This is a genomic window from Micromonospora sp. GCM10011541 (genome assembly GCF_042650725.1).
In the GTDB taxonomy this organism is placed as follows: Bacteria; Actinomycetota; Actinomycetes; order Mycobacteriales; family Micromonosporaceae; genus Micromonospora; species Micromonospora sicca.
On the sequence record NZ_JBHSBP010000025.1, the window covers coordinates 1 to 22,903 of the forward strand.

Here is a 22,903-nt window from a genome sequence, read left to right on the forward strand (position 1 = left end):
CGGCAACAAAAAGTGTTGCCAAAGGAATCCCAACCAACAATCCCCCCAAAGGAGAACTGCCAGGTCCGGGGTATAAATCAATTTGGCACTGGCTTATCAAGCACCCTGTTGAGTTCTCAAAGAACAACCACACACCATCCAGAAGCCCTACCCAGTAGGACCCCCATCCGGGGCAACCTCTCTAACTTACCCGGCCCGATCTTCGCTGTCAACCTCGTATCCGAGGTGATCAACTTGGTTCGGCCCGATCCACGCTGACGCACGCCGTATCCGGCGGTCGCTTCTGTCGTGGGAAGCGGCAGACCGGCCGATCACCGCTCTCGCGGCCACCCGCCCGGCTCCCTGCCGGCTTTCGAACTCTACCCGGTCGGCTTCGCGATCGCAACCCCGTGTCTTCCGGAGTCACCCGCCCCGCCCGGTCCAGGCTCGTGTCAGGTCACAACCCGACAGACCCTGGAGCCATTCCCGCGGTTCCGGCCTTCGGACTTTCGCCCGTTTCGTCCGTTCCCCGCTGACAGAGAGAAAGTTACGTGAACGCCCGGGAGAAGGCAAATCAACGGCCGTCAGTGGATCTTCGTAACGGCGCCGCCGAGCCGTCGGCCGGGTAGACAACCCCGCAGCAGGCATCCGCCGGCGGTCCCGCCGTGCCAGAGTGTCTGGCATGGATGACGTGTCAGGTCGCCCGATGGCTCCGCTCGCCGAGGAAGCGCTGCTCGGGCTCCTGCTGCCCTTCTGGCAGTTGGTCATCGGCGCGTTCGTGCTCTTCGTCGTCCTGGTGTCGCTCGGGCGGCTCGCCCGACGGGGCCCCTCCCGGATGACGACCGCCCTGCTCATCACCGCCGCGGCGATCGCCGGCTTCACCGTCGTCGGAGTACTCCTGGAGAGCTGACCGCCCTCAGAGCCGCCGGTTCGCGAGGCTCGGCAACTCTGCCCTGATCGTCCGTAGCCGGTCCAGGTCCAGGTCGCTGACGGCGAGCCCCGGCCCGTCCGGCACCTGGCTCAGCACCGTCCCCCACGGGTCCACCACCATGCTGCGCCCGAAACAGGTCCGTCCCGGCTCGTGGTCACCGGTCTGGCCGGCGGCCGCGACGAAACACTGGTTCTCGATCGCCCGGGCGCGCAGCAGGACCTCCCAGTGGTCCCGCCCGGTGTGCATCATGAACGCCGCGGGGACGACGAGGAGTTGCGCGCCGCCCTCGGTCGCGAGCTGCCGGTACAGCTCCGGGAAGCGCAGGTCGTAGCAGATCGACAGGCCCACCCGCAGGCCCTCGACGTCGACCACCACGGGTTGCTCCCCCGGTGCCACCGTCGCCGACTCCAGGTACGACACCCGGCCCGGGATCTCCACGTCGTACAGATGGATCTTCCGGTAGCTGGCGGCGAGGGCACCCGTGCGGTCGAAGACCAGCGACGTGTTCCAGGTGTGCTCCGGATCGGGACCCGCCTCGTGGAAGGAACCGGCGACCACCCAGATGCCGAGCCGGCGAGCCACGGCGGCGAAGAACTCCCCCACCACGCCGTCCACCGGCTCGGGCTCCGGCATGCCCTTCGCCGGGCCCAGGTAGTCCACGTACTCGGGGAGGACGGCGAGGTCGGCGCCGGCCGCCGCGGCCCGGGCCAGCAGGGCCTCGGCGGCGGCGAGGTTCGCCGCCCGGTCGTCGCGGGCGTTGAGCTGGCAGACGGCGACGCGCATGGGGTTCAGCGTACGGACGGGCGGCGATCGACGACAGGGCTCAGAGGCTCGCCAGGACCAGCGCGCCGGCGGCGAACCCCAGACCGGCGACCTGCGCAGGCCGGAGCCGCTCCCGGTCCACGGCGAGCGCGAGGAGCACGGTGCTGGCGGGGTACAGCGCGGCGATCGCCGCCACGATGCTCAGGTGGCCACGGCTCGCCGCCGCCAGGTAGAGCGCGTTCGCCGCGGAGTCCAGCAGGCCGGCCGCCGCCGCCCAGCCGAGCACCCGGGGCCCGAGCCGCAGGCTCACCCCACTCCGCGCGGCCAGCGCGAGTCCGAAGCCGATCGAGCTGACCCGTACCGCCAGGACGGGCCACATGCCGGCGTCCTCGTCGGCCTGGCCGAGGAGGGCGAAGAAGACGCCGAACAGCGTGCCGGCGCCGAGGGCCATGCCCACTACGCGCGGTGACACCGCCCCGGAGACGCCGCCCTCCCCGAGGCTGACCAGGGCGATGGCCAACACGGCGAGGCCGGCGCCGCAGAGCGCGAGGGTGCCGGGCGAGTGGGCGGTGACCAGTCCGGCGATGATCGGCACCAGGGCAGCCGTGATCGCGGTGATCGGCGCGACGACCGCCATCATCCCGCCGGCGAGGGCGCGGTAGAGCAGGACCACGCCGGCGGCGCCGGCCACCCCGGCGAGCAGGCCCCAGGCCAGGTCGAGGCGGTGCGGCGTGCCGGGCACCACCAGTACCAGCGCGAGCAGCAGGGGGACGCTCAGCAGCTGCGAGACCACCGTGACGGCGATCGGGTCGGCGCGGCGGGACGCCTTTCCGCCGGAGAAGTCGGCCGTGCCGAACGCGACCGCGGACACCGCTGCGAGCACAATGGGGAACATCCAGATGTCGTACCACAATATTAACCGCGAAGGATAGTGTGATGACCGACGCCAGTGCCGGGCGGGTGAGCGCGGTGACCTCCGCCGTCGCGCGGCAGGTCCGCGAACTGCGCGCCGCGCGCGGCTGGTCCTTCGAGGAACTGGCGGGACGGTCCGGGGTCAGCAAGGGCATGCTCGTGCAGATCGAAGGGGCCCGGACCAACCCGAGCATCGGCACCCTCTGCCGGGTCGCGGACGCCTTCGGAGTCAACATCGCCCACCTCCTCGAGCCGGCCGAGGAGAGAACCGTGCGGATCACCGCCGCCGGCGAGGCGCCGGTGCTCTGGCGGGGCGAGCACGGCGGAGCCGCCCAACTGCTCAGCGGCCTGGGCGAGCCGGACCTGGTCGAACTCTGGGACTGGCGGCTGCAGCCCGGCGAGACCCACCACTCCCCCGACCACCCCCGCGGCACACGGGAGGTGCTGCACGTCCTGACCGGCACGGCGACGGTCGTGGTCGACGGCGTCGCGCACGTCGTACGGGCCGGGGAGACGATCGAGTTCCACGCCGACCGGAAGCACGGCTACCGCAACGCCGGCGACGAGCCGGCGCGGCTGGTGATGGTGGTCGTCACCCCGTCGGGCGAATGGGACCGGCGGACCCGCTCACGCCGACCGCGCCCGGAATGACCCCGGGCGCGGTCGGTACGGAGATCAGGCGGACTTCTCCTCGCGGTCCCGACGAGCCCGGCGACCGGTGAACTCGCGGGGCACGATCGTCGGATTGACGTTCTCCAGAACCACCTCGCGGGTGATCAGCACGCGGGCGGCGTCCGGGTTGCTCGGCACCTCGTACATCACGGAGAGCAGGACCTCTTCCATGATCGCCCGGAGGCCGCGGGCACCGGTGCCGCGGAGCATCGCCTGATCGGCGATGGCCTCCAGCGCCGGGGGCTCGAACTCCAGCTCGACGCCGTCCAACTCGAAGAGGCGCTGGTACTGCCGGACCAGGGCGTTGCGCGGCTCGGTCAGGATCCGCACCAGCGCGCTGCGGTCGAGGCTGCGCACGTTGGTGATCACCGGGAGCCGGCCGATGAACTCCGGGATCAGCCCGAACTTGAGCATGTCCTCCGGCATGACCTGGCTGAAGATGTCGTCGGTCGACCGCTCGGAGACCGACCGGAGCCGGGCGCCGAAGCCGGTGCCGCCGGAACCCGTCCGGGCCTCGATGATCTGGTCCAGCCCCGCGAAGGCGCCACCGCAGATGAACAGCACGTTGGTGGTGTCGATCTGGATGAACTCCTGGTGCGGGTGCTTCCGCCCGCCCTGCGGCGGCACGTTGGCGACCGTGCCCTCGAGCATCTTCAGCAGCGCCTGCTGGACGCCCTCGCCCGAGACGTCCCGGGTGATCGACGGGTTCTCCGACTTGCGGGCGATCTTGTCGACCTCGTCGATGTAGATGATCCCGGTCTCGGCGCGCTTGATGTCGTAGTCCGCGGCCTGGATCAGCTTGAGGAGGATGTTCTCCACGTCCTCGCCGACGTAGCCCGCCTCGGTGAGCGCGGTGGCGTCGGCGATCGCGAACGGGACGTTGAGCATCCGCGCGAGGGTCTGCGCCAGGTGGGTCTTGCCGCAGCCGGTGGGGCCGAGCAGGAGGATGTTCGACTTGGCCAGCTCGACGGCGTCGCTGCCGGAACCCGGCGCGCCGGCCGCCTCGGCCTGGATCCGCTTGTAGTGGTTGTAGACCGCGACCGCGAGCGCCTTCTTGGCCTGGTCCTGGCCGACCACGTAGTTGTCGAGGAACTGGCAGATCTCCATCGGCTTGGGAAGCTCTTCCCACTTCACCTCGCCGGACTCGGCCAGCTCCTCCTCGATGATCTCGTTGCAGAGATCGATGCACTCGTCACAGATGTAGACCCCGGGGCCCGCGATCAACTTCTTGACCTGCTTCTGCGACTTGCCGCAGAAGGAGCACTTCAGTAGGTCGCCGCCGTCACCGATCCGTGCCACCTACGTTCTCCCTGCACTCGTCGGCCGGAACGCCGGCCCTGACCTGCGGGCGCCGCGCGCCCGTCCGTCTGTGTAGCCCCGCCGGTCCGACCCAGCGAAGCGGTACAGACCCGACGTTACCCGCTGGCGGAGGTTTCTCCGACCCCCAAAACGGGTGTGTCAGAGGTCGGCCGGGAACTCAGTCCACGGCCGACCTCCGACCCGGTGGTGCTCAGCTGCTGGCGTGCGCCGCCAGCAGGCCCTTCTTGCGGCTGGTGAGAATCGTGTCGACCAGCCCGTACTCCTTGGACTCCTCGGCCGTCATGATCTTGTCCCGGTCGATGTCCTTGCGGACCTGCTCGATCGGGCGGTTGCAGTGCCGGGAGAGCATGTCCTCCAGCTGGGTCCGCATCCGCAGGATCTCCCGGGCCTGGATCTCGATGTCCGAGCCCTGACCGTAGCCGCCCTCGGTGGCCGGCTGGTGGATGATGATCCGGGAGTTGGGCAGCGCCATCCGCTTGCCCGCGGTGCCGGCGGACAGCAGCACCGCCGCCGCGCTCGCCGCCTGGCCCAGGCACACCGTCTGGATGTCCGGCCGGACGTACTGCATGGTGTCGTAGATCGCCGTCATCGCGGTGAACGAACCACCCGGCGAGTTGATGTACATGATGATGTCGCGGTCCGGGTCGGTGCCCTCGAGCGTCAGCAGCTGGGCCATCACGTCGTTGGCCGACGCGTCGTCCACCTGGACGCCGAGGAAGATGATCCGGTCCTCGAAAAGCTTGTTGTACGGGTTCGACTCCTTGACCCCGTACGACGTGCGCTCCACGAACGAGGGGAGCACGTAACGGTTGTGCACGGCCGCGAACTGGGGCGGCAGGCTCAGATCGGTCATCGTCAGCTCCTCAGCTCAGGGTCCCGGCGCCATCCGGAACCTGGGCGGCCCCGATGATCACCTTGTCGATGAAGCCGTAGTCCAGGGCCTCCTGGGCGGTGAACCAGCGGTCCCGGTCCGAGTCCGCCTCGATCTGCGACTGACTCTGGCCGGTGTGGAAGGCGACCCGATCCTGGAACATCCGCTTGGTGTAGAGCATCTGCTCGGCCTGGATCGCGATGTCCGACGCGGTGCCGCCGAGGCCACCGGACGGCTGGTGCATCATGATCCGCGCGTGCGGGAGGGCGTACCGCTTGCCCTTGGTGCCCGCGCAGAGCAGCAGCTGGCCCATGGAGGCCGCCATGCCCATCGCCACGGTCGACACGTCGTTGTCGATGAACTGCATGGTGTCGTAGATCGCCATGCCGGAGTAGACCGAGCCACCCGGCGAGTTGATCCAGAGGTTGATGTCGCGGTCCGGGTCCTCCGCCGCGAGCAGCAGCAGCTGCGCGCAGATGCGGTTGGCGACCTGGTCGGTCACCTCGCTGCCCAGGAACACGATCCGCTCCTTGAGCAACCGGTTGTAGACCGAGTCGTCGAGGTTGCCAATGGTGTCGCCACCGCGGGCCTCGATCGCCCGGAGCGGCTTCGCTGGGATGTGCATGTCGGTCATGGCAGCCCTTCGCTCTCCGTACCGTCCTACCCGACACTAACCGCTCAGCCGGGGGGCGTACTCCCGGTCGGGGCACTGTTCGCTCTCAGCGCAGTTGTCCTGAAGACGTACCCCGGAAAGGGTTTCGGCCGCCGCCCACCGCGAACGCAGCGGACGGCGGCCAACCCGGTCGATCAGTGCTGGTGGTCGTGCTCGGCCTCGTTCGCGGCCCGCAGCGCGTCGAGGGTGACCTCGTTGCCGGCCGAGTCCTTGATCTTGATCTTCTCCATCACCGAGGCGAGCGCCTTGCCGCGACGGACGTCGCCGAAGACGGCCGTGGCGGCGCCGGAGCGGACCAGCTGGTCGTAGTACTGCTGCGGGGCCATCCCGGCGCGCTGGGCGCGGTGGACGATCTCGTGACCGAACTCGTCGTCGGAGACCTGGACGTCCTCGGCGTCGGCCAGGGTGTCCAGCAGGAGCTGAATCTTGACCCCGTCGGTCGCCGCCTCGGTCAGCTCGGCGTCGATCTGCTCCTCGGTCTTCTCCTCGGCGGCGAGGTACTCCTCCAGGGAGGCGCCGATCCGCTCGAGCTGGTCGACCATGGCGGCCTTGCGGCTCTCGACCTCCTCGCGGACGACCCCCTCCGGGGCCGGCACCTCGGCGGCGGCGACCATCTGCTCGAGGGCCTTGTCGCGAGCCGCGTAGATCTGCTCGACCTGCTTGCCCCGGGTGACCCGCTCACGCAGGTCGTTCCGCAGCTCCTCGATGGTGTCGAACTCGCTCGCCATCTGAGCGAAGTCGTCGTCCAGCTCCGGCAGCTCCTTCTCCTTGACCGTGCGCACGGTCACCGCCACCTCGGCGTCCCGGCCGGCGAAGTCGCCGCCCACGAGCTGCGTGGAGAAGGTGGTGCTGTCGCCGGCGGCGAGGCCGACCAGGGCCTCGTCCAGGCCCGGCAGGAGCTGCTTGCTGCCGACCTCGTGCGAGATGTTGCTCGCCGAACCGCCCGGCACGTCCTCGCCGTCGACGGTGGCGTTCAGGTCGATCTGGACGTAGTCGCCCTCCTGGGCGGCCCGCTCCACGGTCTTCAGCGTGGCGAACCGCTCCCGCAGACCCTTGACCTGCTCGTCGATCTCGCTGTCGTCGACCTGGATCTCGTCCACGGTCACCTCGATGGTGGCCGGGTCCGGCAGGGTGATCTCCGGACGGACGTCCACCTCGGCGGTGAAGTTCAGCGAGTCACCGTCGTTGAACTCGGTGATCTCGACCTCCGGGCGACCCAGGGTCTTCAGGTCGTGCTCGCGGACCGCGGCGAGGATGTTCTGCGGGATGGCCTCCTGCACCGCCTCGTTGAGGACGGTGCCGCGGCCCACCCGCTGGTCGATCACGGCGGCCGGCACCTTGCCCCGGCGGAAGCCGGGCACCTGCACCTGCGAACCGATCTCCCGGTACGCCTTCCTGAGGCTCGGCTCGAGCTCGACGAACGGCACCTCGATGGCGAGCCGCACGCGCGTCGGGCTCAGAGTCTCGACGGTGCTCTTCACAGGCGTACTCCTTGACGGATCTCAGTTGAATCTGGGCGTGTTTGCGCGCATCGAGTGTAGGCGAGCCGGCAGTCTGCCTCGGCAGCGCCCGGGTACCGCGCGGAAAAATCGGCGGTTCCCGGGCGACCCGGCCGCGGACGACAGTCGGGGTGGCGGGATTTGAACCCACGGCCCCTCGCTCCCAAAGCGAGTGCGCTACCAAGCTGCGCCACACCCCGTGGCGACGAGAAGTGTATGCCGTCGGCGCCCACCGGACGTCCCGGGGCCGCATCGACCCGCCGCCCCGGTCACGGGGCTCCCGACGGGCGGGCCTCGCCGCCCACCGCGGCAACAGGCGGGAAACGGTGGTCTCCGAGCGCCGGGAGGCCGCTGTCTGCCGCAGGTCGTGCGGATCTCGGCAGGGCGCCGGGCGCTTCGGCGGCGGTACGGGCGGTACGGCGCTGCGCGGGCGGGACGGGTATTGGGTAGGCTGTCGGCGCGTCTCGTCACCGCGGGGCGCTCGCGGGCGTAGCTCAATGGCAGAGCTTCAGTCTTCCAAACTGACGGTGCGGGTTCGATTCCCGTCGCCCGCTCCACCAGCCTCCGGCCCAGGTCAGAGGCTGTATCCCCCGATCCTGGTCAAGTCGACCACTCCCCCGCTTCGATCTTGCGGGCCATCCGTGGGCCACTAGCTGCTCTGGCCGCCATTGCGCCGGGCCTGCCGGGCGATCCGCCGATCCATGGCCGAGGCGATCTCACGGTCCCGCTCGCTGGTCGCGTGCTGGTAGATCAACGCCGCCCGCATGCTCGCGTGCCCCATTCGCTGCATGAGCTCGCGAGTGCTCGCGCCAGAGGCTGCGGCGAGGGTGTTGCCGGTGTGCCGCAGGTCATGGAAGTGGAAGCCGGGCAGCCCCAGCGCTGCGACCGTCCGCGTCCACTTGACCGCCCGGCCGAAGTTGCCGGACCGCAGCAGCGCGCCCTTGTCGCCGGTGAAGACCAGGGCGTCAGCATCGGCGGCGGTGAACTCGGCCAGATGCGCCCGCAGCGCCTCCACGGCAGCGGCCGGCACGGCGACGACCCGGACCCCGGCAGCCGACTTGGGCGGCCCGAATTCCAGGTGACTCCGCAGCGCGGCGAGCTTGCGCGTGACCCGGACCGTCCCAGAGTCGAGGTCGAGGTCCCGGCGGCGTAGGGCGACCAGCTCGCCCCACCGCAGAGCCGAAAGCGCCGCGACCACGACGAGCGCCGAGAACCGAGCAGGCATCGCGTCGGCCAGGGCGTAGACCTGGGCGATCGTGGCCGTAGGTCGCTCTGGGGTGTGGTACTGGTCGAAGCCCTTGATCCGGCAGGGATTCTGCCGAATGATCTCGTCCTCGCGCACCGCCGTGTTGAGGATGGCCCGCAGCAGCGCGTACGCCTTGACCGCCTGAGGCTCCGGCACGCCCGCATCCAGGAGCTTCTTGCGCCACGCCCGGATGGTCGCCGGCTTGATCCCGCCCAACATCAGGTGCCCGAGATACGGAACGACCTGCCGTGCGAACAGGAATTCGTAGCCCTGCCGCGTCCTTGGAGCAAGCTTGCGCTCAGCGATCCACCGCCGCCCGTACGCCGAGAGCTCGATCTCGCCCGCTTCCGGCGCAACCCACTCCCCCCGGATGATCTCCGACTCGACCAGGGTGAGCCACTTCTCCGCCTGCTTCTCGGTGGCGAAGGTGTGCGGCGCAGTCCGGGTCAGGCCGTCCGGGCCGACGTAGCGGGCCTGCCAGCGACCCGACGACCGCTGCCGCACATTGCCGAACCGGCGCCGGCCACCCCGCGCCGGCATCAGGCCACCTCCGCGAACTGCGGCCGCAACTGCGCCCGGCTCATCGGCACAACCCGGTTGGCCTCGATGTAGGCGTCCACGGCGTCAGGTTCGAACCTGACGAAGCGGCCGACCTTGACGTACGCGATCCGCCGCTCAGCCACCAGCCGGCGCACGAAGCGAGGTGTAGCGCGGAGGCGAGCCGCCACCTCACCAGCGGTCAGCAGGTCATCCGTCACCGTCGAGGCTCCTCTCCAGTCGTCAGGCACTGATCAGTTGCCGAAACACCGGGCGGGTCGGCGGCCCGTCCCGCGGCGGCGAGCTGTGCCCGCCATTGGATGCGTTCGGAGATCGCCCGCAGGACCCGGTGGCCGAGGGGCGGCACGTCCGGATCAGTCGGCTTGGCGAGTTCCCACGCGTGCCGCTGCTCCCCGCCAGCCGGAGCCGTGTCGGCGCCGGTGGTGACGCCCAGGAGCGCCCTGACCCACTCCTTCCGGTCGGCGCGGTGGTCGGTCAGGGTCTTGCCGGACCACTGCCGGGAGATGAGGACGCGGCGGCCGCCGATGCCGAGGGTTTGCCGTTTGTGGACCTTGTTCTTGCAGTTCCCCGGCTTCAACCCGGGCCGGGCCTTCTTCGGTTGGACGCCGTAGAGCAGCCAGTTGGCGCACCGCTCCGAACATGGCGTGTGCCGCAGCTCCAACCACAGCCGTTCCAGATGCGCCCGCTGCCGGCCAGTGGTGACCTCATGGCAGTCGGCGGCCTGCTTGGTGAGGTACTTGGTGATGTAGCCGACGCACCGGTCGGCGTCCTTGGTGCCGGCGAGGACGCCCTTGGCGTCGACCTGCACGCCGAAGCGGACGACGTGCACCGGCTCAGCGTCGGGGTCGCCGTCGACCAGGTCCAGGGCGTCATCCCACGACGGCAGCAGCCGCCCGGTGACCGGGTCGGTGTAGCCGGCGGCGTCGGCGTCCCACTGCGGCGCCCGTCCCGGTTCGTAGACCCGCTGGTCGACGGACGGCCACCACACCTGGTGGTAGGTGGCGGCGGCGACCTGCCGCACCAGCGCCCGAGGAATGGTGCCCCGGATGGCGAAATGGGCATGCGGGGCAAGACGACGTTGCGGCTCGACCGCGCCCGCGTATTGGACATTCCAGCCGACCGCCCGGCGGAGGTTCTGCCAGAACCGGTCGAGCAGCCGGGGGAAGTGCACGGCATCCCACGCGGCCCGCCGGTAGTCGTAGGTGTCCGGGTCGACGGGGGTGCCGTCGGAGTGGACGCGCCCGTAGGAGCCGAGGGTGAGGGTGAGGAACATCGACGGCCGAAACACCTGCCCGCCGTGCCCCTCATATGTGCGGCCGACCGTGCGGTTGTCGACGGGGAGGCGGGGCAGGTCGGGGGCGTCCTGCCGGCGTTTGGTCGACCGGACCCGTCGCTTGCCGTCACTCTCCTCCTGGTCGTCGGTGGTGTGCGGGGGTGCGGGTCGACCGCGGAGTCCTTCGGTAGTGATCTGGGCTTCCAGTTCCGCGATGGCCTCGTCCAGGTCGGCGACCTGATCCCACTGCGACGACCGGGCGGCTTCGTCGCGGGCGAACTCGAGATGCGCGCGGGCGACGATCAGCCCGCGTTGCGCGTCCGTGGCGGGTTGCGGGCCGGGGTCGGGTTCGTCGTCGCGGTGCCAGCCCTCCCGGATCTGCTGCTGCCGCAGCCGCCGAGCCCGCTTGGCGCAGGCCGGGCACTTGGCTTCCTGGGTGGCGCCGCACGGCATGTCGATGACCTCGGTCCGGCCCGAGTCCAGGTCGGTCCGCCGCAGGGAGACAGGACGGGTGCAGACCCCGTAGTCAGCGGCCAGATCCTTCACCACGTCGACAGAGCGGGGCATGAGCATCCGAGCGGCCCGGGAGCCCGGCCTCGGCCCCTCGGTGGTGGCGGGGGTGAGGCCGGGCAGCGTCGGGGTGATGATCATCGGCCCACCTCCGCAGTAGCGGGGGCGAGGTCGCGGACCCGGACGGTGGGGCGGGTGTCGGCGGTGGCGTGGTCGTCGCGGCGCGGATCGAACACCGCGACGCCGGTCCGGGTGGTCTTGGCCCGGTACATCGCGGCGTCAGCATCCGCGAGACCGGCGGCGAGGCCGGCCGGCCCGGCGGGGGCGAGGCCGATGCTGGCCGTCACCGACACCGCGACGCCGGAGGGCAGCCGGACCGGGGCGGCGATCGCGGCGGCGAGGTGGCGGGCGGCGGCGGGCGGCTCGGGGTCGCAGACCAGGGCGGCGAACTCATCCCCACCGAGCCGGGCGGCGACCCCGTGGACCGTGCGGAGGCGGGCGGCGACGGCGGTCAGCACGATGTCTCCGGCGGCGTGGCCGTGGGTGTCGTTGACCGGCTTGAAGCCGTCCAGGTCGACCACGACCGCCCACGGCCGGACGGGGGCGAGCTGCTCCCAGGCTTGGGCAAGGCCGGCGCGGTTGGCGAGGCCGGTCAGCGGGTCGCGTAGAGCGGCGCGTTGCAGCGCGGCCAGCTCGTAGCGGGCGACGTAGAGGCAGTACCGGTCCCAGCAGATCAGCGCCACAGCTGCGACCAGGAGCAGCCCGGAGGCGATGGCGTCGCTCATCGGGTCACCTCCCCGACCAGCGGGGTGCCGTTGCGGCGGGTGAACGCGGCCGGCGACACCGGGGCGACCGCACCCGGGCGGACAGGCTCGACCGGGACCAGGGCGACCGGCTCAGGGACGACCGGCGAGGCGACCGGCGACGAAGCCTGCCGGACGGGCGGGGCGGTCGGCTCCACCGGCCGGGCCGGCGAGGTGGCTTCCTTGACCGGCGCAGCCGGGGTCGGGGCCGGGGTGGGACCGGTGGTGAGGACCAGCTTGGACAGCCCGATGAACGCCAACGCGGGGACGGCGGACAGCAGCCACCCGGACAGGCCGGGCTTGGCGACGGCGAGCTGCGCGGCGAGGGAGAGAGCAACGGCGGCGACAAGCAGGAACATCGGGTAGCCGATCGGCCCGCCGGTGCGGCGACGGCGGCGGATGGTGAGTAGCGCGGCGGTGGGGATCAGTTCGGAGATGACGGCGTTGGCCCAGCCGAACCACTCCCCGGTGCCGGCCGGGCTGTTGTCGAGGGTCCAGTCCTTGACGTGGGTGAAGGAGGCGGCGCCCGCGAAGCCGGCGACGATGAGCAGGATGACGACGAGAACCAGGCCGTCGATCCGATCAGCGCGGGTGGTGGTCGGGTGGGGCTTCATGCGGCACCTTCCAGAATCTCGCCGTCGATCACGCGCAGCCGGCCGTAGGTCTGGGCCATGTCGCGGATCTCGTCGTCGGTCAGGTAGGAGAAGCGGACCCGCATCGGGGTCGGGTCACCGTCAATGACCACGAACCCGACACCCGGCAGGCTCTGCGGGATGCGGTCGCACAGCGCGCCCCGGTCCCGCATCCCGTCGCCGAGCACCAGGTCGACCTGCGCGGCTTCCGCGAGCCGCAGACCGATGCGGGTGGGGAACAGGTCGCGGAACGGCAGGACTTCCTTGCGGGGGTCCTGGATCGCGGCGACGACGTGGACGCCGACGGCGCGGCCCTGGGACAGCAGGATGGACAGTGCGGCCTTTATCCGGTCCTTGAGCTGGCGGTCGGTGAGGTAGGCGGTCAGGTTCGCCAGCTCATCGATCACCAGGACGATCAGCGGCTCATCCGGCGTCGGGGTGTGCTGGCGCGTGCGCCCGCGCAGCTTGCTCGCCCGGTCGCGGGCCACGGTGGCGGCTTCCTCGATCAGCCCGGCCATGGCGGCGTAGTCGGTGCAGGCGAACCGGGTGAACATCGGCGCGCCGATGCCGAGTTCCATGCCGCCCTTGGGGTCAAGGCCCCAGAGCTGCACCAGGCCGGAGGTGAACCCGGCGGCGAGGGAGCGGACCACGGACCAGATGACGGAACCCTTGCCCGACCCGGTGGCGCCCACGACCAGGACCTGAGTGCCGAACAGGCGCAGCGGGTAGCCGTCGCCGTCTTCCTGACGGCCGACCGGGAGGGCGGTGAACTCGGGCACGGCCGGCACCGGCAGGGGCCGGACAACCTTGGCGAGGGGGTCACCGCGGAACAGGGCCAGGAGCACCAGGTCCGTGCGCGGGCCGGGGGCGGCCTTGACCTGGCGGACGCCGAAGGTGTGGGCGAGGCGCTCGGCCACCTTGGCGAAGTCGTCGGGGATCTGGCCGGTGACCATCCGCACTGTCACCACGTCGACGCCCGCGCCGCAGCGGACGGCCTTGAGGATGGGCAGGACGGTGTGCCGGTCGAAGGAGACTGCGAGGCGGGCGGTGACCATCGCGGCGTGCCAGTTGCGGCGGTAGACCATCCGTCGGTAGCGGGACAGCACCGGCCACCACCCGAACCGCAGGAACGAGTCCCGGTGACCGAACCACCAACCGGCCGATACAGTCGCGACGGCGGCGACCAGGCCGACCGGACCCGCCCAGCCGAAGCGCAGGTACAGCCAGCCGAAGACTACGGCCGGGGCGGTGACGTACCAGAAGCGCACCAGGACCACGACCAGGCGGCCGAGGCCCTTCAACGTCCACCAGGTCAAGGCCAGCCACATCGGCACCCGGATGAACGGGGTACGCACGTTGATCGGGGCAGGGTCGATCCGATCACCCCGGATCACGTTCACCAGCGGCATCGGTCAGCCCTCCCCGACCGTCGCAGCGGCGAACAGCGACGCCTGCCCAGGGGAGCCGGGACGACGGCGAATCACCCGGCGGCGCACGGGGCGGACCGGGGCGAGGGCGGCCAGGTCGACCGGTCCGGACAGTGGGGCGGGGACGTGGCGGGTCATGGTCGGCAGCCACCGGCCACGGCCCAGCACCGCCCGCAGGTCGACCCGATCGGAGACGTGCGGGGCGATCAAATCGGGGTCGAGGTGGCGCAACTTCACCACCGTCCGCGCCAGGGCTGCGGCGGCAGCGGAGATCTCGACCAGGGCGGCGACGCGCACGGCGTCGGCGGGAATGGTGGTGTAGACGTCGCGGGCGGCCCGGATACCAGGGCCGGCCAGGCGCATCACGGTGCGGCGGTGGGTCTTCACTGCGACCACCCGGCCCGCACCCTGACCGCCTCAGCCCGAGCACTCGCCGCACGCGCCGCGGCCTGCTTCGCGCCGGGGCCGCCCTCAGCGGCGATCCGCTCCCACAAGTCCGCGAGCTGGTCCTGCCAGCCAGCCCACGCCTTCTCGTCCAGCACGCTCGACGGCATCGCCGCCGACACCGCCGCGATCTGCGCGACGGTCACCCGGGCAGCGTTCGATACGGTGGGCATCAACCCACTCCTTTCAGGGAGATCAAGGGGAGACGCGGGGCGGGAATCGTCTTGGCGGAGGAGGCCCGCCCCGCGCGTCCAGATGTGGTCAGGCCGCCTGCTTCACGGCGGCGGCGGACATGGCACCGGCGCGGATCGACCACGCCTGACGCGCCCGGCACTTCCCCGTGGCCTTGCACCGCTGGCTGTCGACGTACGGCGTGAGCGTCACGTCGGAGAACTCCACCGCCGGCGGGTAGCCCGGCACCGCCGACGCCGGCGGCACCGGCTGGACCGGGGCGGCGATCTTCACCTTGACCTCCTTCGACCCGCCGAACTTCCCGGCCTCCGGGTCCAGGTCCAGGACCTTGACCACCCACAGCCGCTCGCCGGTGTCCTTGTCGCGCGCCTGGTCGTCACCCTGGCCGCGCTTGTCGAAGTCCGTCACCGGCTCCACACCAAGGCACAGCGCACCGTGCGGGAAGACGTAGTCGAACGGAACCGGAACCTTGATCGCGTTGGGGATCGACATCGCCCCGTCCTCTCGATTGCTCGCCGCCGACCCTCTGCCGGCTCTTGGCTTCGGTCCTTGAGACCTATAGAGGACCATACGGGTCGCTAGCCCTGTCCTCAACTCCTCTATAGGACCAAGGTTTCAAATTGTGCAGACGGGGTCGGCGGTACCGTGTTCAAGAGGGGTAGACCTCCATAGGACAAGGCCCAGGACGGGGCAGACATGTCAGAAGATCTCGGTGCTAAAGCACCCAAGTACTTGCAGATCGCGGCCCAGCTACGCAGGGAAGTCCGCGAGGGCAAGTTCAAGCCGGACAACCGGCTCCCCGCTGAGACAGCTCTCGCAGAGCGCTTCCGGGTAAGCCCGATCACGCTGAGGAACGCCATCGGCGTACTTCGCGCCGAAGGACTGATCGAGTCCCGACACGGCATCGGCACGTTCGTGCGGGAAAGCCGGCGGCTACAACGGCGCTCCCGCGATCGTTACGGGCGAGCGCGCAAGGATCAGCGGCTGCTCACCTCCCACCTCCGGCACGAGATCGTCTTCGCTGGACGCGCACCACTACCCGCGCATATCGCCGAGGTGATGGGCGCCGAGCCTGGCACCGCTGCAGTCGTCCGGCGTCGCCACCTCTTCGACCGAGAGACCGGTAGGCCCGAGGAGATCGGTGCCAGCTACATCCCCATGGAGATTGCCGGCGGCACCTTCCTCGAAGAACCCACCGTCGTCCCCAAGGGCCTGTTCCTTTGCGTCGAGGATCTGAGCGGCAAGCGCTACAGCACGGCCCGCGACCAATGGGTTGCCCGGCTACCAACGGCCGAGGAAGCCGCCGCGCTCACCTTGCCCCTGGGTGCCCCAGTCATGCACGTTATCCACGTCGCCCGAGCCGAAGACGGCACGATCCTCGAAGTGTCAGAGTCCGTCTGGCCCGCCGACCGAATCATGGTCATCGACGAGTACGAGGTAGAGCCAACGGCGATCGAGCCGGAAGCGCCGTCCGAGGTCTGACAGGAGAAAGCCGTGTCACTCGCTGACCTGGCACCAGGGCGGCACGCCGAGCAGGTCCACGACCACTGGTGGTGGCGGCCCGGCTGGCGTGTCGGCCGTCGCTTCTACGCCTTCCACGCCACCTTTGAAGACCAGCCGGACCTGAACCGCCTGGCTGACCGCTACCGGTCGGCGTTGAGCTTCGCGCCGCCCGTAACCCTCATTCCAGACGAGTGGCTGCACTTGACCATGCAGGGGATCGGGTTCACCGATGAGATCACCGACGAGACGTTGTCCGCGATCATCACGGAAGCAGGCGTGCAGCTCGCCCACCTGCCCGCGGTCGACGTCGAGTTCGGTGAGATCGTCGTGGCAGACGAAGCCATCGCCATGCCAGCGGCGCCCGCCCGGGCCGTCCAGCAGCTACGCGCCGCTACCCGGATCGCCATTGGTCGCGTCGTGGGTGAGGACCAGGTCCCCGAGGATCCCCGCCGGTACCGGCCACACGTGAGCGTCGCCTACCTGACGGCAGATGGGCCGGCGGAGCCTTACATCCGGGCCGTCGAGGCCATCGAGCCCGAGCCCGCCGCCGTTCGGATCAGCCACGTCGACCTGATCGAGATGCACCGCGACCGCCGAATGTACGAGTGGTCCGTGGTGGCCCGGCTACCGCTCCAGGAGTCGCTGGCTGAGCGAACTGCCGAATTAGCCTCTTAGAGGATCAAGGCGGCCCGCGAAGCGGGCCGCGCCGGCCCGGCCCCGGCCTGCTGGCGACCTCCGGCCGGCATCGGCCGGGCTGGCCGGCCACGCTTGGGGACGAGCAGCACCTACTGCGCGTTCGAAAAGGTACTCCTAGCCGGTTGATCTCTAAACGGCCAGGTCTCGGGCGGACGGTTGCAGGAGTTGGCCCTCCTATGGGAGTCGGTACCGTACGCCGCATGTCGCAGTGGAGTTCCATCCGACGCTTGATCGGGCAGCATCCCCGGCGCCTACAGCTCGCCCTGCTCGTCGCGCTGGCGCTAGTGACCGGCTTCGCGCTCGGACGGCTGCTACCCGACCACACCGTGACGCCCAAACGAATCACAGGCACGGTGACCTGGTCGAACCAGGAAACCAGCACAATCTGGTTTGACGCCGACGGCGACGAGCCGACCAGGTCTTACTCCGTCGTTGGTGAGTACTGGATCGATGCGAACGGTGGTCGGCACCTCGGGGGCTATCCCAGCTGCCTGTCCGGGCAGCAGGACGACCCCGTGCGCTCGGACCGAAGGCGGGTCGAGCTAGGGGTCATCCACCCGGAGGACTACGACCCTGCTCCCGACATCGCCGTAACCGTTCGGTGCTTCGGCTGAGCGTCGGACTCGGACTCCGTCTCACACACGCTTAGAAGACCTCGGGGCTCCGCCCCGAACCCCGACCCTCCTCAGAGATCAGCCGGGGCGGATCCCCTCGTCGGGCACCACAAGGGCTACCAGCCTCCCCGGACGGGGCCAAGGTCGTTCGGCTGGTGAGGCGCTCCACCTTGTCCCCGTCCGGGGAGGCTGGACGGTCTACGACTGCCCGACGAGGAGATCCGCTATCTACCCTTGGAGCCGTTGCGCCCAGTACACCTGCCCGTCCGGCCCCATATAGGCCAGGGCCAACAGCAGGTCCGAAATCGCAACCGGGGCAGTGGGCACGTGGACCACCGCCCGTAGCGGCCCCTCCACATACGGAAAGGCCGCAACGAACGTTAGCGGCGAAGCGTCCCCGTCGGACACGGCCAGTCTGGAGCCGTAGCTCGTCCAGCTGTTTCCCTCTCTGACGTCGCCTGCGCCCTGTAGCCAGGAATAGCGTTCGGCGATCTTGTTGTCGACTCCGGCGCTCCCGAGGCCGACGGCCTCCTGCATTGGCGACGACGCGCTGAAGCTTCCCGGCTTGAGGTTGGTGCGCTTGTCGACGAGAAAGATCGCGAAGTATCCGCCATCGAGTGGCTTGGGCGGGGTCTGCCATGAAACCTGCCCGAGCACCAGCTGGTCGCGTCCGTCGGACACCGGGGCGTTTACCTTGTCGCCGAGCGCGGCCTGAGCCTCCTCGTGGCCGACGAACTGAAGTGAGGACTTGATGGCCAGCGCTTCCGGGCCGTACGGCGGGCGGTTGTGCCACCAGCGCCAGCCAACGAAGGCCACCACCGCCAGGATGACCGCCAACACCAGCCCGGTCCTTCGCCACGTCATGCGCGATAGTGAACCATGCGATCACCAGGCGACCAGCCGTCCGTAATCTTCTTCCAACCCCCAAGGCCGGCATGGGCCATCCGTGGGCCAGTAACCGTGGTGCGGAGCGGGCACGAGCGGGCACGAGAGGCGACCGGGCCGGCCGCCGCCCGCAGGCGTTCCGGGCATCACGACCGCTTGAGCACGCTCTTCCAAACTGACGGTGCGGGTTCGATTCCCGTCGCCCGCTCACGCAGATGGCCCAGGTCGGACGAGTGCCCGACCTGGGCCACTTTCATGTCCGCTGCTCGGGCCGGCCGTGCCATCCGCCCGTCAGTCCCGCTGGAGCACCAGGCCGTTGCCGGCCCGCTTCGACGGAAGGCGCGCAGGGCCCTCGTCCAGGTGACGCACCCGTTTGCGCATGCATCGACCATGGTCGGGCGCGGCGGTGCGGGCTGCGTACGATGCGGGGCCGGACGGCCCGACCCCGCAGCTTCTTGGCGCCGGGGCGCCGGCCACACCGCTTGCCGGCCCCGCCGGGGCCCTGCCGCTCGGCCCCGCGGGCACGGTCCCCGCCGCCGCTCCGGCCGGGCCCGCGCCGCAGGCGCCACCCGGGCGAGGCCTTTCCGCGGCCACGGTCCCCGCCGCCCCGATCGGCCCCGCGCCGCAGCCGCCATCCGCGCCGGTCATCTCCGCCGCCGGCGGCCCGGAGCCCTGGCCCGGGTCCCCCGCTCCAATGCCGCCCGGAGCACCGAGCGGAGCGGCGCCGGCCGCACCGTGGCCGCACGGGACGCCCGCGGGCGACGCGCCGGACGTACCCGGGTCGGCGGCCCCGACCGCGCGCGGGGGCCGGCGCCGGGCGCTCTGGATCTCGATCGGCGCGGTGGCGGCCCTCGCCGGTGTGGCCACCGCGGCGGTTCTCTACCTGACCCGGGACCGGCACCCGGAGCTGGACTTCCAGGCGTTCGACAAGGGCACGCGGATCCCGGCCGGCGCGGACCGGCCCAGCGACATGTTCACCGCCACGCTGGGCGACCGCGCCTATCTGGCGTACCCGCGGGACGACGACCGGCTGGAGGTGGTCGCCGTCGACGCGGGCACCGGCAAGGAGCTGTGGCGCCGGCAGAGCGCGGCGCCCGCCGAACAGTGGGACCGGATCGTCGCCCTGCCCGACGCGGTGGCCCTCGTCGCGGACGCCGCCGGCACCAGCACCCCTCGTGAGCTGGAGGTCCTCGACGTGGGCTCCGGCCGCCAGCGGTGGCACCACCCGGTGCACGGCGACGACGAGTTCTTCTTCGGCACGGACGTGATGGTGCTGGCCGACCGGGACGGACACCGGCTGGTCGGCCTGCGGGTGAGCGACGGTACGGAGAAGTGGAGCCACGCCGACCCGCGCGACCAGTACGGCAACTCGCGCACCAGCGTCCACCTGGTGACCAGCGAGGAGGGCCTGGCCGGGCCGGGCTTCGCCGGCGGCGGCGCCCGGGATCCCTGGCAGGGCGAGGTCCGGCGGATCGTGCAGGTGTCGTCGGACCGTTCCGTCCGCCTGATCGACATGGCCACCGGCGCGGTGCTGCGCCGACGCACCAACGTCGCGGAGCCGGACGACCTGGTCGTCGCGCACTCGGACGGGCTGTACGTGGCGAACGACGACGGCGGGTTCCAACTACTCGCGTACGACCTGGGGAGTTCGGCGGAGCCGACGGTGCTCTACCGGGCGCCGGACGACCGGCACCGGCCCAAGGGGCTGGTGCCGTGCGGCGAGCACCGGGCCTGCCTGCTGGAGGTGGCCGACGCCGACCCGGCGACCGCCGCGGTGGTGGCCGCGGCCGAGGGGAAGAAGGCGGAGCGCTGGTCCGCCCCCGGCGCCGACCTGTTGGTGCCGCTCGGCGAGCGGGTGCTGGCCCGGCGGACCTACCCGGATCCGGCGGTCACCCTCTTCGGGCCGGACGGGCAGCGGGTGCTGGACGCGCGGGACGGGGTGGCGGTCCGGGTTGACGCGGGCAACCTGCTCGTCTTCGCCGAGCCGCTGGGCAGCAGCGAGGACGACCGCAGCGTCGCCGGGGTGGGCGCCGAGTCCGGCCGGGTCGTCGAGCTGGGCCAGCTCAAGGACGTGCGCGGCGAGTCCTGCTCGTGGAACACCGAGGTGATCGCCTGCGGCTCGGCGAAGGACTTCGTGCTGCACCGCTTCGCCGCCGGCTGACCGCAGGCCTCCGGCCAGCGCGGATCAGTCAGCCCCGGTGCCGAGGCCGCGGAAGACCGCCAGGGTGGCCGGGTCGTCGATGGTCGCGGGGACCGGCTCGTCCCGCCCCTCGACCAGCCCGCGCATGGTCCGGCGGAGGATCTTGCCGGAGCGGGTCTTCGGCAGCGCCGGCACCACGGTCACCCGACGGAACGCGGCCACCGGGCCGATCCGCTGGCGGACCAGGGCGACCAGCTCGCCGGCGAGGGCGTCCGGGTCCACCTCGGCGCCGGCCTTGAGCACCACGTACCCGCTGGGAACCTGACCCTTGAGGGCGTCCGCGACCCCGATCACGGCGCACTCGGCGACCGCCGGGTGGCCGGCCAGCACCTCCTCCATCGCCCCGGTGGAGAGCCGGTGCCCGGCCACGTTGATCACATCGTCGGTGCGGCCCATCACGTAGAGGTAGCCGTCGGCGTCGAACCGCCCGCCGTCGCCCGTCAGGTAGTGGCCGGGGAAGGTGGACAGGTAGGAGCGGACGTACCGCTCGTCGTCGCCCCACAGGGTGGGCAGGCAGCCGGGCGGCAGGGGCAGCCGGATCACGATCGAGCCGTCCGTGTCGGGCGGGACCTCTCGGCCGGTGCCGTCGACCACCCGGACGTCGTACCCGGGCACCGGCACCGACGGGGAGCCGGGCTTGATGGGCAGCGGCTGCAGGCCGCGCGGGTTCGCCGCGACCGGCCAGCCCGTCTCGGTCTGCCACCAGTTGTCCACCACCGGCACGCCGAGGTGCTCCCCCGCCCAGGCCCAGGTGTCCGGGTCGAGCCGCTCGCCGGCCAGGAAGAGGGTACGGAGGCTGCTCAGGTCGTACCCGGAGATCAGCGCGGCGTCCGGGTCCTGCCGGCGGATCGCCCGGATCGCCGTGGGCGCGGTGAACAACGCGGCCACCCGGTGCTGGGCGACCACCCGCCAGAACGCGCCCGCGTCGGGGGTGCCGACCGGCTTGCCCTCGTACAGCACGGTGGTCGCGCCGGTGAGCAGCGGCGCGTACACGATGTAGGAGTGGCCGACCACCCAGCCGACGTCGGAGGCGGCCCAGAAGACCTCGCCCGGCCCGATGTCGTAGACGTTCCGCATCGACCAGCGCAGCGCGACGGCGTGCCCGCCGTTGTCCCGCACCACGCCCTTGGGGCGGCCGGTCGTGCCGGAGGTGTAGAGGATGTAGAGCGGGTCGGTCGCGTTGACCGGCACGCAGTCCACCGGCTCGGCGTCCGCCATGACCTCGTCCCAGGTCAGGTCCCGGCCGGGGAGGAGCGGGGCGGGCCGCTGCGGCCGTTGGACGATCACGCAGTGCGTGGGGGCGTGCGTCGCCTCGTCCAGCGCGGCGGTGAGGATCGGGTGGTAGTCGACGACCCGGTCCACCTCGATGCCGCAGGAGGTGGCGACCACCACCTTCGGCCGGGCGTCGTCGATGCGGACCGCCAGCTCGTGCGCGGCGAAGCCGCCGAAGACCACCGAGTGGACCGCGCCGAGCCGGGCGCAGGCCAGCATCGCGATCACCGCCTCCGGCACCATGGCGAGGTAGAGCAGCACCCGGTCGCCCCGGCCGACGCCGAGCCGGCGCAGCGCCCCGGCGAACCGGGCGGTCGCCGCCAGCAGCTCCGCGTAGCTGTAGGTGCGTACCGTGCCGGTGACCGGGCTGTCTTGGATCAGCGCGGGCTGGTCGCCGAGGCCGGCCGCCACGTGCCGGTCCAGCGCGTTGTGGCAGGTGTTCAGCACCCCGTCCGGGAACCAGCGGTACAGCGGCGCCGCGCCGTCGTCGAGGATCCGCTCCGGCGCCCGGAACCAGTCGATGTCCGCCGCCGCGTCCCGCCAGAAGCCGGCCGGGTCGGCGATGCTCCGCTCGTACGCTGATCGATACGCGCCCATGGCCCCATGCTGCGCCCGCAGGCCGGGCGGCACGACGGTCGGTCCGGGTCGGTGCGCCGGGCGCACCGACCCGGTCGCCGAACGGCCCTCGGGCCGTTCGGTTCGTCGTTTTCGTCCACCCCGCAGCTGGGTACCGGACCGCCATGGACACGAACACGAACGCCTACCTCGTCGGTGGTCCCCGCGACGGCAGCAGCCAGGACGCGGGTGACCGGGCCCTGCTGGAGCTGGAGATCGACGGCATGATCCATCGCTACATCCGGACCACGAAGCAGCACGGTGACGGCGGCACGGTCTACAACTACGACGGCATGGTGGCCCCGGACGGCGGTCTGCCCGGCGTCGAGGATCCGGCCGCTCGGGTCGCCTCGCCGAAGGCGGACGCCGAGGGGCACGGCAGCACCCATTGAGCACCCGCTCAGCCGCTCGGGA

General features: G+C 71.1%; 24 protein-coding genes and 2 tRNA genes. 8 read left to right on the top strand and 18 right to left on the bottom strand.

Annotated elements, in window-relative coordinates; genetic code table 11:
- Positions 1 to 661: 661 nt before the first annotated feature.
- Complete coding sequence (locus ACFOYX_RS09605; protein WP_322441509.1) at positions 662 to 889, top strand: hypothetical protein; 228 nt, start codon at positions 662 to 664, stop codon at positions 887 to 889.
- A 6-nt stretch (positions 890 to 895) separates the two neighbouring features.
- On the opposite strand, the gene ACFOYX_RS09610 is transcribed toward ACFOYX_RS09605, so the two are convergent.
- The gene (locus ACFOYX_RS09610; protein ID WP_322441510.1) at positions 896 to 1,693 is read right to left on the bottom strand and encodes a carbon-nitrogen hydrolase family protein; all 798 of its coding nucleotides are present in this window, start codon (positions 1,691 to 1,693) and stop codon (positions 896 to 898) included.
- Positions 1,694 to 1,733: 40 nt separating this feature from the next.
- Positions 1,734 to 2,567, bottom strand: coding sequence for an EamA family transporter (locus tag ACFOYX_RS09615; RefSeq protein WP_109804304.1), 834 nt, complete (start codon positions 2,565 to 2,567; stop codon positions 1,734 to 1,736).
- Between the two features lie 41 nt (positions 2,568 to 2,608).
- Here ACFOYX_RS09615 and ACFOYX_RS09620 point away from each other — a divergent pair, with 41 nt between their 5' ends.
- Positions 2,609 to 3,235, top strand: coding sequence for an XRE family transcriptional regulator (locus ACFOYX_RS09620; protein ID WP_322441511.1), 627 nt, complete (start codon positions 2,609 to 2,611; stop codon positions 3,233 to 3,235).
- Positions 3,236 to 3,259: 24 nt separating this feature from the next.
- On the opposite strand, the gene clpX is transcribed toward ACFOYX_RS09620, so the two are convergent.
- The 5 genes from clpX to ACFOYX_RS09645 form a co-directional block, all read right to left on the bottom strand.
- Entirely contained in the window at positions 3,260 to 4,555 is a 1,296-nt protein-coding gene (gene clpX, locus ACFOYX_RS09625) for an ATP-dependent Clp protease ATP-binding subunit ClpX (protein WP_109804300.1), read from the bottom strand.
- A gap of 211 nt (positions 4,556 to 4,766) precedes the next feature.
- The gene (locus ACFOYX_RS09630) at positions 4,767 to 5,429 is read right to left on the bottom strand and encodes an ATP-dependent Clp protease proteolytic subunit (protein WP_109804299.1); all 663 of its coding nucleotides are present in this window, start codon (positions 5,427 to 5,429) and stop codon (positions 4,767 to 4,769) included.
- Positions 5,430 to 5,439: 10 nt separating this feature from the next.
- Entirely contained in the window at positions 5,440 to 6,081 is a 642-nt protein-coding gene (locus ACFOYX_RS09635; protein WP_109804298.1) for an ATP-dependent Clp protease proteolytic subunit, read from the bottom strand.
- 173 nt (positions 6,082 to 6,254) lie between these two features.
- Positions 6,255 to 7,601: a trigger factor gene (gene tig / locus ACFOYX_RS09640; RefSeq protein ID WP_322441512.1), complete on the bottom strand. Its 1,347-nt coding sequence runs from the start codon at positions 7,599 to 7,601 to the stop codon at positions 6,255 to 6,257.
- Positions 7,602 to 7,745: 144 nt separating this feature from the next.
- Positions 7,746 to 7,819 (bottom strand) — tRNA-Pro (locus ACFOYX_RS09645).
- 283 nt (positions 7,820 to 8,102) lie between these two features.
- On the opposite strand from ACFOYX_RS09645, the gene ACFOYX_RS09650 reads away from it, so the two are divergent.
- Positions 8,103 to 8,176 (top strand) — tRNA-Gly (locus ACFOYX_RS09650).
- 92 nt (positions 8,177 to 8,268) lie between these two features.
- Here ACFOYX_RS09650 and ACFOYX_RS09655 read toward each other — a convergent pair.
- The 9 genes from ACFOYX_RS09655 to ACFOYX_RS09695 all read right to left on the bottom strand — a co-directional run bounded on the left by ACFOYX_RS09655 (position 8,269) and on the right by ACFOYX_RS09695 (position 15,196).
- Entirely contained in the window at positions 8,269 to 9,405 is a 1,137-nt protein-coding gene (locus tag ACFOYX_RS09655; RefSeq protein ID WP_377533884.1) for a tyrosine-type recombinase/integrase, read from the bottom strand.
- Entirely contained in the window at positions 9,405 to 9,623 is a 219-nt protein-coding gene (locus tag ACFOYX_RS09660) for a helix-turn-helix domain-containing protein (protein WP_377533885.1), read from the bottom strand. Before ACFOYX_RS09660 ends, ACFOYX_RS09655 begins: the two co-directional genes overlap by 1 nt.
- On the bottom strand, positions 9,620 to 11,344 hold the full coding sequence (locus tag ACFOYX_RS09665; protein WP_377533901.1) for a replication initiator: 1,725 nt from the start codon (positions 11,342 to 11,344) through the stop codon (positions 9,620 to 9,622). The genes ACFOYX_RS09660 and ACFOYX_RS09665 overlap by 4 nt, the downstream gene beginning before the upstream one ends.
- Positions 11,344 to 11,991: a GGDEF domain-containing protein gene (locus ACFOYX_RS09670; protein WP_377533886.1), complete on the bottom strand. Its 648-nt coding sequence runs from the start codon at positions 11,989 to 11,991 to the stop codon at positions 11,344 to 11,346. Before ACFOYX_RS09670 ends, ACFOYX_RS09665 begins: the two co-directional genes overlap by 1 nt.
- Entirely contained in the window at positions 11,988 to 12,623 is a 636-nt protein-coding gene (locus tag ACFOYX_RS09675) for a DUF2637 domain-containing protein (RefSeq protein ID WP_377533887.1), read from the bottom strand. The genes ACFOYX_RS09670 and ACFOYX_RS09675 overlap by 4 nt, the downstream gene beginning before the upstream one ends.
- A complete protein-coding gene (locus ACFOYX_RS09680; RefSeq protein WP_377533888.1) occupies positions 12,620 to 14,050 on the bottom strand; it encodes an FtsK/SpoIIIE domain-containing protein in 1,431 nt (476 codons plus the stop codon). Before ACFOYX_RS09680 ends, ACFOYX_RS09675 begins: the two co-directional genes overlap by 4 nt.
- A gap of 3 nt (positions 14,051 to 14,053) precedes the next feature.
- Complete coding sequence (locus ACFOYX_RS09685) at positions 14,054 to 14,464, bottom strand: hypothetical protein (protein WP_377533889.1); 411 nt, start codon at positions 14,462 to 14,464, stop codon at positions 14,054 to 14,056.
- A complete protein-coding gene (locus ACFOYX_RS09690; RefSeq protein WP_377533890.1) occupies positions 14,452 to 14,685 on the bottom strand; it encodes a hypothetical protein in 234 nt (77 codons plus the stop codon). The genes ACFOYX_RS09685 and ACFOYX_RS09690 overlap by 13 nt, the downstream gene beginning before the upstream one ends.
- A gap of 88 nt (positions 14,686 to 14,773) precedes the next feature.
- Positions 14,774 to 15,196 carry a hypothetical protein gene (locus ACFOYX_RS09695; protein WP_377533891.1) on the bottom strand — a complete coding sequence of 141 codons (423 nt, stop codon included), beginning with the start codon at positions 15,194 to 15,196 and terminating at the stop codon, positions 14,774 to 14,776.
- Positions 15,197 to 15,400: 204 nt separating this feature from the next.
- On the opposite strand from ACFOYX_RS09695, the gene ACFOYX_RS09700 reads away from it, so the two are divergent.
- From ACFOYX_RS09700 to ACFOYX_RS09710, 3 genes are all read left to right on the top strand, one after another.
- A complete protein-coding gene (locus ACFOYX_RS09700) occupies positions 15,401 to 16,186 on the top strand; it encodes a GntR family transcriptional regulator (protein ID WP_377533892.1) in 786 nt (261 codons plus the stop codon).
- Between the two features lie 12 nt (positions 16,187 to 16,198).
- Positions 16,199 to 16,882, top strand: a complete 684-nt coding sequence (locus tag ACFOYX_RS09705) for a 2'-5' RNA ligase family protein (RefSeq protein ID WP_377533893.1) — start codon at positions 16,199 to 16,201, stop codon at positions 16,880 to 16,882.
- A gap of 221 nt (positions 16,883 to 17,103) precedes the next feature.
- Entirely contained in the window at positions 17,104 to 17,517 is a 414-nt protein-coding gene (locus ACFOYX_RS09710) for a hypothetical protein (RefSeq protein ID WP_377533894.1), read from the top strand.
- A 228-nt stretch (positions 17,518 to 17,745) separates the two neighbouring features.
- On the opposite strand, the gene ACFOYX_RS09715 is transcribed toward ACFOYX_RS09710, so the two are convergent.
- Entirely contained in the window at positions 17,746 to 18,357 is a 612-nt protein-coding gene (locus ACFOYX_RS09715; protein WP_377533895.1) for a hypothetical protein, read from the bottom strand.
- Positions 18,358 to 19,096: 739 nt separating this feature from the next.
- Here ACFOYX_RS09715 and ACFOYX_RS09720 point away from each other — a divergent pair.
- Positions 19,097 to 20,563, top strand: coding sequence for a PQQ-binding-like beta-propeller repeat protein (locus tag ACFOYX_RS09720; protein ID WP_322441513.1), 1,467 nt, complete (start codon positions 19,097 to 19,099; stop codon positions 20,561 to 20,563).
- Between the two features lie 24 nt (positions 20,564 to 20,587).
- Here the strand turns inward: ACFOYX_RS09720 and ACFOYX_RS09725 are convergent, their stop codons facing one another.
- Positions 20,588 to 22,471, bottom strand: a complete 1,884-nt coding sequence (locus tag ACFOYX_RS09725; protein ID WP_322441514.1) for a propionyl-CoA synthetase — start codon at positions 22,469 to 22,471, stop codon at positions 20,588 to 20,590.
- Between the two features lie 143 nt (positions 22,472 to 22,614).
- On the opposite strand from ACFOYX_RS09725, the gene ACFOYX_RS09730 reads away from it, so the two are divergent.
- On the top strand, positions 22,615 to 22,881 hold the full coding sequence (locus tag ACFOYX_RS09730) for a hypothetical protein (protein ID WP_322441515.1): 267 nt from the start codon (positions 22,615 to 22,617) through the stop codon (positions 22,879 to 22,881).
- The last annotated feature ends 22 nt before the right edge of the window (positions 22,882 to 22,903 follow it).